Source organism: Streptomyces sp. WAC04114, assembly GCF_019733245.1.
Taxonomy (GTDB): Bacteria; Actinomycetota; Actinomycetes; order Streptomycetales; family Streptomycetaceae; genus Streptomyces; species Streptomyces massasporeus_A.
Window position 1 is genome coordinate 1 of sequence record NZ_JAIGQA010000311.1, and the last position, 4,521, is coordinate 4,521.

At 74.2% G+C, this 4,521-nt stretch carries 3 protein-coding genes; 2 read left to right on the plus strand and 1 reads right to left on the minus strand.

Translation table 11 applies throughout. The features are described from left to right. Window positions 1–148 precede the first annotated feature (148 nt). The gene (mmuM, locus tag K4G64_RS38475; protein WP_221760496.1) at window positions 149–1,060 is read left to right on the plus strand and encodes a homocysteine S-methyltransferase; all 912 of its coding nucleotides are present in this window, start codon (window positions 149–151) and stop codon (window positions 1,058–1,060) included. Between the two features lie 209 nt (window positions 1,061–1,269). On the opposite strand, the gene K4G64_RS38480 is transcribed toward mmuM, so the two are convergent. Then, window positions 1,270–2,874, minus strand: coding sequence for a carboxylesterase/lipase family protein (locus K4G64_RS38480; RefSeq protein ID WP_221760497.1), 1,605 nt, complete (start codon window positions 2,872–2,874; stop codon window positions 1,270–1,272). Between the two features lie 394 nt (window positions 2,875–3,268). Here K4G64_RS38480 and K4G64_RS38485 point away from each other — a divergent pair, with 394 nt between their 5' ends. Then, complete coding sequence (locus K4G64_RS38485; protein ID WP_221760498.1) at window positions 3,269–4,315, plus strand: LacI family DNA-binding transcriptional regulator; 1,047 nt, start codon at window positions 3,269–3,271, stop codon at window positions 4,313–4,315. The last annotated feature ends 206 nt before the right edge of the window (window positions 4,316–4,521 follow it).

The following is a 4,521-nucleotide window of genomic DNA, read 5'->3' on the forward strand; positions in this document are numbered from 1 at the left end:
GTGTTCCTGTACGAGCGGAGGGGGGAGGGCCGTGATCGGAGGGGAGGGCGGTGATCGTAACCCGGCGTCCCACATGCTGGTCGATCTGTTCATGTACTGGACATACACGGCTGGGGTGCGCCGCCGGTTCTCGACTACCGTCAACGGCATGACCAGCACCCTCACCCTCGCCGAAGCCCTCGCCGCCGGGACGGTCGTCCTCGACGGCGGCATGTCCAACCAGCTCGAGTCCGCCGGGCACGACCTGAGTGACGAGCTGTGGTCGGCGCGGTTGCTCGCCGAACAGCCGGAGGCGGTGACCGAGGCGCACCTCGCCTACTTCCGGGCGGGGGCGGACGTGGCGATCACCGCCAGCTACCAGGCCACGTTCGAGGGGTTCGCGGGGCGCGGGATCAGCCGTGACCGGGCAGCCGAACTCATGGCGCTGAGCGTGGAGTCGGCCCGGGAGGCGGCCCGGCGGGCGGCCGTCGCACGGCCCCTGTGGGTGGCGGCGTCGGCCGGTCCCTACGGGGCGATGCTCGCGGACGGCTCGGAGTACCGGGGGCGCTACGGGCTGAGCGTGGACGAGCTGGAACGTTTCCACCGGCCGCGCCTGGAGGTGCTGGCCGCGGCCCGGCCCGACGTCCTGGCGCTGGAGACGGTCCCGGACGCCGACGAGGCCGCGGCCCTGCTGCGGGCGGTGCGCGGGCTCGGGGTGCCGGCCTGGCTGACGTACTCCGTCGCCGGTGACCGCACGCGCGCCGGGCAGCCGCTGGAGGAGGCCTTCGCCCTGGCCGCGGAGGCGGACGAGGTGATCGCGGTCGGGGTGAACTGCTGTGCGCCGCAGGACGTGGAGGCCGCGGCGGCGACGGCCGCGCGCGTCACCGGCAAGCCGGTCGTCGTCTACCCCAACAGCGGCGAGACCTGGGACGCCGAGGCGCGCGCCTGGTCCGGCCGCTCCACCTTCACCACCGGCCAGGTGAAGGGCTGGCAGCAGGCGGGGGCCCGGCTGATCGGCGGCTGCTGCCGCGTGGGGCCGGACGGCATCGCGGGCATCGCGGGGGCTCTGGGAGCGGCGTAACCCGGCGCACCGCACACGGTGGGCGCGGACCGGCGCCCGGAGAGACGAGGCCGGCACGCCCACCCTCGCCTTCGTCCTGGAGGACACCACCGGCCCCTCGTTCGCGCACATGGCCCACGCCGGGTTGGGCATGCACGTGATGGTGCGGGATTCGGTGGGCCCGCCCCCGTCGCGCCGGCGGCACGGCCGGTGCCCCGGTGTGCGCCCCGTCAGTGACGCCGCAGGGCGCCGCTGCGGCGGAGTCGCCGTACCGCTGACCGCAGTTCGGCGCTGCGGGTGGGCGAGAGGCCGGCCGGGACCACCGTGGGTACGGGGTCCGCAGGCGTGAGGGCGTCGGCCTTCCAGAGGGCGAGTTCGCGGTCCCGGGGGCCGAGGGCGGTGTAGGCGAGCCCGTTCTCGGCGTCCGGCGCGCGGTCTCCGAACACCCGCACCGGGTGCGCGTCGTCCCAGCGTTCCCACCCGGGGTCGCCGTCCGTGGCGAACCGCACCCAGGCCGCGTGCATGGCGTCCGCCAGCTCCTGGGGCGCGCCCTCCCCCGCCAGTTTCCGGGACTCGGCGACGTCCCCGGTGTCGAAGACGAAGCCCAGCTCCAGGGCGTGGCAGGAGCCGAGGTCGGGCAGGTTCGAGGGCCAGGCGAACTCGTAGACGTACGACGGCTCCGTGCGGGCGTCGGCCAGGTGGTGCAGGGGGATGCGGAGCAGGTGGTCGGTGACGAGCTGTCCGACGATCTCCGCCGTGCCCGCCTCGGGGTGCAGGGTGCGGTAGCCGCGGGGGACCTCGCTACCGCAGTGGCAGCGGGCCATGGCACCCGCGAGAGCGACGGCTCCGAGTCGGTCGACGCGCTCCAGGAGCCCGCCCGGCACCAGCCAGAGCCGGTACTCGTCGCGGGTCCAGCCCAGCAGCAGTTCCACGCCGGGGGCCGCGCCGCCGTCCGTGAGGGCCTCCAGCGGATCGCGGGGGACGACGTCGCCGTCGATGACCAGGCCGAACGCGGGACCGCCGACCACCGGGCTGCTCCGCTTGCCCACCTCGGCCTGGGTGCGCAGCAGCAGGTCGCGGTCGACGGCGGCGAAGGCCTCGGCGGTGGCGGGGATCTTCAGCCGGGAGGCCATCCGGCGGACCATGCGCCGCACCTTGGCCCGCTCGGACGCCTCGGGCGGCCCGCTCTGCAGGACGGCACGGCGGACCAGCCCCTGGGTCTGCGGTGCGGCGATGAGGGCGCCGATGCTGATCGCCCCCGCGGACTGGCCGAAGAGGGTGATGCGGCCGGGGTCGCCGCCGAAGGCCTCGATCGACTCGTGGACCCAGGTCAGGGCGGCGATCTGGTCGCGCAGGCCGGGGTTCGGGGGCGTGTCCGGGAACAGTCCGTAGCCCTCGACGCCCAACCGGTAGTTGATGGATACACAGACCACGCCGTCACGGGCGAAGGCATGCCCGTCGTAGACGGGTACCGCCGAAGATCCTCTGGTCAGGGCGCCGCCGTGGAGCCAGACGAGCACGGGGAGCCGGGCTGCGGGGTCGGGCTGCGGGGTCCAGACGTTGAGGTTGAGGCAGTCGTCGCCGGGCACGACGGGGTCGGACAGGTAGTGGGCGAAGGCGTCGGAGTACGGCGGCTTCGGAGGGGTGGGGCCGAAGGCGCCGGCGTCGCGGACACCGTCCCAGGGCGGCAGGGGCACGGGCGGGCGGAAGCGGCGAGGGCCGAAGGGCGGGGCCGCGTACGGGATGCCGCGGAAGACCGCGACACCGCGCTCGTACCGGCCCCGGAGGGCGCCATGGGGCGTGCTCACCACGGGGTCTGCCTGGTCTGCCGTCATGCGTTCACCAGCCTCCTCACCGCGCTCGTGCACCGTGAAGATCAGAGCAACTCATTGTGTTCCGGTATTCCGGCGGACGAGCGGGTGAGAGGGCTGTTCGGGTTACGCGGTCACACTGCGTGCACGGTCACGGAACCTCTTCAGTCACGCGGTGTGTTCAGTCGCGCGGCGCACCCAGCCGCCCACCCGGCTGCACACCCGGCTGAGGGCGCTGTTCGGGGTTTCGAAAGTTTTGACCGGCGTGAAGCGACGGATTCCCTTTCCCTTCCCGCCGTCCTGCGCCGCACTTACATTAGGAAGCGCTTTCTGCCCGGCCGGACCTCGTGACCGCCGTGGGCAGCGCTGGTCGAAACTTTCCACGGCCCACGGGCGGGCCTGAGAGGTGGGTTCCCCGATGGTCCGTACGGCGAGTGCGAGCGTGGCGGCCGGTCCGACACTGGCGGTCGTAGCGCGCGAGGCGGGGGTGTCCGTGCCGACCGCGTCGAAGGTGGTCAACGGCCGTGAGGACGTGGCACCCGAGACCCGCCGCCGCGTGACCGAGGCGCTCGACCGGCTCGGTTACGTGCGCAGACCCCGTTTCGACGCGGCGAAGGCACCCCGGCTGGTCGACCTGGTCGTGCACTCGCTGGAGAGCTCCTGGTCGGGGGCGGTGCTGCACGGTGTGGAGGAGGCGGCGCACGACGCCGGCCTGGAGGTCGTGGTGTCGGCGGCGCTGACCCGCTCCCGGGTCGGCCGCCCGGAGCGCGGCTGGCTGGACAAACTGGTCACCCGGGGCTCCTCCGGGGTCCTGTTCAACCTGGCCGAGCTGAGTGACTCGCAGTACGCGTGGCTGGAGCAGCACCGCATCCCGTTCGTGATGATCGACCCGGTGCGGGAACCGCCGGAGGGCGTCGTCTCGGTGGGGGCGGCGAACTGGCAGGGCGGGCTGACGGCCACGGAGCACCTGCTGTCCCTGGGCCACGAGCGGATCGCCGTCGTCGCCGGCCACCGGCGCACGATGTGCAGCAGCGCCCGGGTCGCCGGGTACCGCTCGGCGCTGGCCTCGGCCGGGATCCGGCACCGCGCCGAGTACCTCCGGCACGCCGGCTTCGACGAGGGCGTCGCCCACCGCCGCACGCTGGAACTCCTCGACCTGCCCGAGCCGCCGACCGCGGTCTTCGTCTGCTCGGACCGGATGGCGCTGGGGGTCTACGAGGCCCTGGCCGAAAGGGGGTTGAGGGTCCCCGACGACTTCAGTGTGGTGGGCTTCGACGATCTGCCCGAGGCGCGCTGGGCCTCCCCCGCGCTGACCACCGTGCGCCAGCCGCTGTCCGAGATGGCCGCGACGGCCCTGCGGTCGCTGCTGCGCATGATGGACGGCCATCATCCGGAGAGCACGCGGACGGAGCTGTCGACGCGGCTGGTGGAGCGGGCGAGCACGGCGGCGCCGCGGCCCGCATAGCGCCCAGCAGGTGCTCCCGGCCGGCGCTCCCCTCTGAGGGAGCCGCCCTCTCTCCGGTGAAGCAGAAGCGGCGCGCGGGCGCCGGTCCGTGGTCGTGCGGGTGTCCGCCGCACACCCCTCGTGCGCGTCGCGCGCCCGCCGCCCGGGGGAACTGGCCGGGACGGGCCGGCGTCGAACGATGCGGTGGGGAGGGGCCGGTGCCCGGG

Excerpts from the sequence above, each read along its gene's own strand:
- K4G64_RS38485 (WP_221760498.1), top strand. The coding sequence starts at position 3,269 with ATGGTCCGTACGGCGAGTGCGAGCGTGGCGGCCGGTCCGACACTGGCG.
- mmuM (WP_221760496.1), top strand. The coding sequence starts at position 149 with ATGACCAGCACCCTCACCCTCGCCGAAGCCCTCGCCGCCGGGACGGTC.
- K4G64_RS38480 (WP_221760497.1), bottom strand. The coding sequence starts at position 2,874 with ATGACGGCAGACCAGGCAGACCCCGTGGTGAGCACGCCCCATGGCGCC.